This window comes from Methanocalculus sp., from assembly GCF_030651615.1.
Taxonomy (GTDB): Archaea; Halobacteriota; Methanomicrobia; order Methanomicrobiales; family Methanocorpusculaceae; genus Methanocalculus.
The window spans coordinates 1-4773 of the sequence record NZ_JAUSCG010000108.1 but is presented as its reverse complement, the minus strand read 5'-3'; the positions used below and the strand labels follow the sequence as shown (position 1 = coordinate 4773).

The following is a 4773-nucleotide window of genomic DNA, read 5'->3' as shown; positions in this document are numbered from 1 at the left end:
ATACCTTGTTCCACAATCACCTTATTGCTGGTTTGACCGGCCGCCTGGTATTAACCGGATCATCGGTATTCCATGGACTGCCAGGATTCTGTATCCTCAGATATTCAGCGATATGGATATGACTGCCCTCACAAAGGAGTTCTATCTGAAGTTTTATCATTACGAGCTTTCTGAAGACGAATTGAACAGTCTGCTGGTCCCCTCCCTCAGAGGATACACGGTGAATGAAGATGCAGCTAAATATTACCTGGAAGAGTATCCGGTCTGAAAGACCGGAATGTACACTCTATAGAACCACTTGGATACGAATAACGAACAGGTCTGCTATTGCCCCTAAAAAGGTTATTGGATGTGAACTATGAGAGAATCAAAAAATAATCTCTTTGATGATAGCTGTGCGAACAAAATGAATGCTATTGCGAAAGGTCCTTTTGCACCGATATACCCGGTGATTGCCGGTCAGATCAGGGATATCTGTGGGATTACCTGTGGGTCATGTATCGATATCGGTTGTGGACCTGCCCATCTTTCGATGGCAGTTGCAAAGGTGAGTGAACTTGCAATTGATGCGGTCGATACATCACCCGATATGCTTCTGCTTGCACGGGAGAATATCGGGGACGCTGGGTTATCCGAAAGGATACGGCTTGTCAATGGTGATGTTCATGTCCTTCCCTATGAGGATAGCTCAATCGATCTCATCATCAGCAGAGGTTCGCTCTTCTTCTGGAATGATCTGGATAAAGCCTTTTCAGAGATCTACCGGGTTCTTGGCGTCAATGGCAGGACATTTATTGGAGGGGGTTTTGGAACTCCTGCTCTGAAAGAGAGTATTTTCCATCAGATGCGATCAATAGATACCGATTGGGAGAAGAATGCGGAAGAACGGCTGAAATTACAGCAGTCCGATGTGATCCCAAAGGCACTTGACGCAGCCGGTGTAACTGCATATGATATTCGCCGTGATCTGGCTGGATTCTGGATTGTGATGAGGAAGTGATCTCCAGTGCGTTGTACTCTATGTGAAGTTGGCTGCGAGATCAGGGAAGAAGGTTTTGGGAGATGCAGAATGTACACAACTGACGGTTCTTCCATCATTGAGCGTTTTCCTGATTCATTCCTTGCGGCTGCTCCTATCTCTATTGAGACACTGCCCATGCTTCACTTCTCTCCCGGCGGTACATTTCTTCAGGTTTGTACTGTCGGCTGCAACCTCACATGTCCTGGTTGCGTCTCTGAGGTGCTTGTACATCATGCCGAGTCACTTGGAAATTCAGGGAATGCTCTGAGAACAGATGATATCATCAAAATGGCTCTTGAAGAGGGATGTATTGGGATAGCCTTTGCGTTAAATGATGTCATCGTCTCGTTGCCTACCTTCTGCAGACTTGCTGAAGCAGCACACCAGAATGGATTGCTTATTGGCTGTTCAACAAACGGGTATATGACAGAAGAATCAGCTGCTGCTCTCCTGCCATTGATTGACTTTGCTAATATCGGCTTAAAGGGATCGAGCGATGAACGGTACAGATCCTGCGGTGCAAAAAGTGCAGACCCGGTTTTTCGTACACTACGTCAGTTCTATCAGGGTGGCGTTCATGTTGAGGTATCCCTTGTCTCAATGCATGGCGGGGAGCATGAGGTGATCCGCGCAGCTGAAAAAATTGCTGCAATCTCTCGAGGAATTCCTCTTCAGGTGATGCGTTTTATTCCTTTCGGGGATTCCGATCTCGGTCTTGAGCCGACAATCTATGAGAGTGAGGCACTATGTGACCGTCTCAGGACAATGCTCTCATGGGTCTATCTCTTCAATTCACCCGGATCTTCCTATCTGACGACTCATTGTCCGGATTGTCAGAATCCCTGTATCGAAAGGGAGTTTTTTGGCCCTATGGGTTCTCACAGGATTGGAAATGCAGTTAAAACCTGTACCTGCGGATATACTGTTCCGATCCGTGGGATGATCAGCGATGAAATCTTCTCCGAGCCCGGTATGATGGGAGGATATCGGATTACGAGGGGATTAGAGATGATCTGGGCTATCTTACATTGCCTTCAGGTTAACGATCCCAGGACCCTGGCAGGAATCTGGGCTGAAGTGATCCAGAGTGGGATGCTCAAAAAGGAGCTTCATGATAAGATGAACAATATCGATGCATATTATGGTCTTATTATGGATCTTGCATCACGGTGTAACTGTTCCGATCAGGGATTGGTATTATCTTCTTTTATCAGGGATAGATATAATAATGTCCTTAAAATGGTCGGAACGGCTCAAAAACCTCGCGTCTATTATGCGATGGGTCATCCGCTTTTTGCCCTCAATCCCAATCGATTTGAGGGGAAGCTCGTTGAGGCTGCCGGTGGCATCTATGTCAACAGAGCGATAGAAAAAGAAGGGAAGCCGGGTGTCACCATCTCCGTTGAGAAGATGATGGAGCTTAATCCTGAATTTATCTTCACTTCCGGTTTCATCTCTTCTTCGGTGAGTGATACCACCAGGTACTGTAAGGATCATAACCTTGATGTACCGGCTGTCAGGGAGGGGCATCTGTATTCGATGCATCCGTCCTGGGATTTTGGAAGTCCTCGTTGGATCCTCGGATTAATGACGATTGCGAACATTCTCCATCCTGATCGATGTCAATTTGCGATTGAGGATGAGGCAGATCTGTTCTATCGAACATTCTATGGGGTACCGTACCGGTCGGTATCGGCAAACCGGTCATTTGCACTACCGGGAGTGGTGTGTAATTCGATTTACCGGTGAAGGTGTGATCTGTAACCTTGTATCTTGCACCGACCCTCACCCTTTTATTCCAGATATCCCAATTAATCAACATGCACTGGACCGAGGAACAGAAGAAGGCGATTGATACCTACAAAAGCCTTGATGATATTCCGGTGGAGGAGCGGCGGTACAAGTGCCATACCTGCCACCATATTGTCGATGAAACGCCCTGCCCGGCATGCGGCGAAGCGAATATTGAAGTGATGTGCCCGGTTGATCACTGCCACTGCCCCCATGATATCGTTGAATCCCTTGCGTACTGCCCACTCTGCGGCGCTCCGATCTGCCCCGAATGCGGGTCTCATGACGTCTCCCAGATATCGCGGATCACCGGCTACCTCTCTGATGTTACCGGCTGGAACGCAGCAAAACAGCAGGAATTAAAAGATCGCGCTCACTACGATATCGGATGAGGTACTATCTCCGGGATGATACCCTTGTTGTACGGGGGGATTTTCATGCCCTTAGCTCAGGTGTCGATGGCGGTCTTTCTCACGTAACGACGCTCCTGAACCATACGGTGCCGCATGGGTATGATGCACCTGAACCGAAGCGGACGCTCTTTCATCTTGCCGCATCACTTGGCATCTGGGATTCTTACTATGGCCTGATGACGGCAGTTCCGATGCGGCACCTTGTGGTGCTCAGGTACGATTTTCTGACGGTCTTCATCACCGCCGGGGTGACGCACCCAACACCGGATGCACCGGGAACAATCAATATCATCGTCACCAGTTCGGAAGGATTCACTCCTGCTGCTCTTGCAGGGGCATGTATCACGATCACCGAGGCGAAGGTTCAGGGCCTCCGTGATCGTGACCGCACCTATACCGGGACGACCTCGGATGCGATCATCGTTGCATCTGAAGGTCAGGCGGTTCACCAGTATGCAGGACCTGTATCTCCTGCGGGCAGCAGGATTATGAGTGCTGTCCGTCACGGGGTTTCGATCGCCCTTGATCGGCATGAAGGGAGGGTTCCGGCAGATCATCCTGCTTTCTTCATCTACAGCCGGTTCAATGGCGGGGGCTGGATCGAATGGTCGCAGACGAACTGCCCCTATTATCCCTGCCATTTCAAGGGGCAGCGGTGTGACTTCTGTTACTGCCCACTGTACCCCTGCGGCGATGAGACACTCGGGGGATGGGTGAAGAGTTCGTCAGGTGGAAAGGTCTGGGCCTGTACGGACTGCACCTTAAATCATGAGCCGGAGGTTGTCCGGCACTTAAAAAGGAATCCTGAGGCGACCTTAAACGAGCTGAAGGCCGTCTCAAAGAGAGGTTAGGTTTATTCAACAGCGATTTTGAGGGCTGATGCCAGCTCTTCGAGGGGAATGCCGTGAACGACTGCCGCTTCACGGATCGTCTCGTTGTGTGCGATGGCGCATCCGAGGCATCCCATTCCAAAGCTCTGAAGGACGACTGCGGATTCTGGCTTTTCGCGGATGAGATCCGCAATTGTTGAATCGAGTGTGATCGACATACATGAAAATGTTGTTCCGTCTGCTATATAGCATCTGTTCTTCTGTCACTTTCGCCCCCCACCCCGATGGTTTATATCCCTCCCGTTCATATGGTCTGTTGGAGATCATTATGGATACCCACGAGATACAAGCAAGAATCTCCCAAAAACTGAAGGCACAGGGAATTGAACCTGATACCGACCGTATAGCTACGAAGATCCACCGCCTCGTCTCTGAGTTCGGGGTTCCGCCAACAGAAGCGGAACGGACGATCCTGCAGGATATCTTTAAGGATCATGGAGTCACGATCCCAAAGCCTGCGCCCTCTTCTGCTTCAGATACGATGAAGATTCTGGATCTCAAACCCGGCGAATGGGTGACCATCGAAGGAAAGGTCGTCTCGGTTGCAGATCCGCCATCTGATGCGGTTGCACAGACAGGGGTTATCGCAGACGACTCAGGCGCCATACGATTTGTCATCTTTTCAAAAGGCGCACCCGCCCTCCTCAGGATAGGGGAA

Annotated in this window: 5 protein-coding genes and 2 pseudogenes; 6 read left to right on the top strand and 1 reads right to left on the bottom strand. The window is 49.8% G+C overall.

What is annotated here, in order from left to right:
* The 5 genes and pseudogenes from Q7V06_RS04750 to Q7V06_RS04730 all read left to right on the top strand — a co-directional run.
* Positions 1–268, top strand: a pseudogene (locus tag Q7V06_RS04750) (hypothetical protein); the annotation flags it as partial.
* A gap of 138 nt (positions 269–406) precedes the next feature.
* Positions 407–1000, top strand: a complete 594-nt coding sequence (locus Q7V06_RS04745; protein WP_304838874.1) for a class I SAM-dependent methyltransferase — start codon at positions 407–409, stop codon at positions 998–1000.
* A 69-nt stretch (positions 1001–1069) separates the two neighbouring features.
* Entirely contained in the window at positions 1070–2770 is a 1701-nt protein-coding gene (locus tag Q7V06_RS04740; RefSeq protein WP_304838870.1) for a radical SAM protein, read from the top strand.
* A 71-nt stretch (positions 2771–2841) separates the two neighbouring features.
* The gene (gene nrdD, locus Q7V06_RS04735) at positions 2842–3204 is read left to right on the top strand and encodes an anaerobic ribonucleoside-triphosphate reductase (RefSeq protein WP_304838867.1); all 363 of its coding nucleotides are present in this window, start codon (positions 2842–2844) and stop codon (positions 3202–3204) included.
* Complete coding sequence (locus tag Q7V06_RS04730) at positions 3201–4076, top strand: adenosylcobinamide amidohydrolase (protein ID WP_304838864.1); 876 nt, start codon at positions 3201–3203, stop codon at positions 4074–4076. Before nrdD ends, Q7V06_RS04730 begins: the two co-directional genes overlap by 4 nt.
* 2 nt (positions 4077–4078) lie before the next feature.
* Here Q7V06_RS04730 and Q7V06_RS04725 read toward each other — a convergent pair whose 3' ends face one another.
* Positions 4079–4273, bottom strand: a complete 195-nt coding sequence (locus tag Q7V06_RS04725) for a DUF1858 domain-containing protein (protein ID WP_304838861.1) — start codon at positions 4271–4273, stop codon at positions 4079–4081.
* 110 nt (positions 4274–4383) lie between these two features.
* Here Q7V06_RS04725 and Q7V06_RS04720 point away from each other — a divergent pair.
* Positions 4384–4773 (top strand): annotated as a pseudogene (locus Q7V06_RS04720) (nucleotide-binding protein); the annotation flags it as partial.

Bases quoted from the DNA above. Each gene is read 5' to 3' on its own strand.
- Q7V06_RS04740 (WP_304838870.1), top strand. From the start codon at position 1,070: ATGTACACAACTGACGGTTCTTCCATCATTGAGCGTTTTCCTGATTCA.
- Q7V06_RS04725 (WP_304838861.1), bottom strand. From the start codon at position 4,273: ATGTCGATCACACTCGATTCAACAATTGCGGATCTCATCCGCGAAAAG.
- nrdD (WP_304838867.1), top strand. From the start codon at position 2,842: ATGCACTGGACCGAGGAACAGAAGAAGGCGATTGATACCTACAAAAGC.
- Q7V06_RS04730 (WP_304838864.1), top strand. From the start codon at position 3,201: ATGAGGTACTATCTCCGGGATGATACCCTTGTTGTACGGGGGGATTTT.
- Q7V06_RS04745 (WP_304838874.1), top strand. From the start codon at position 407: ATGAATGCTATTGCGAAAGGTCCTTTTGCACCGATATACCCGGTGATT.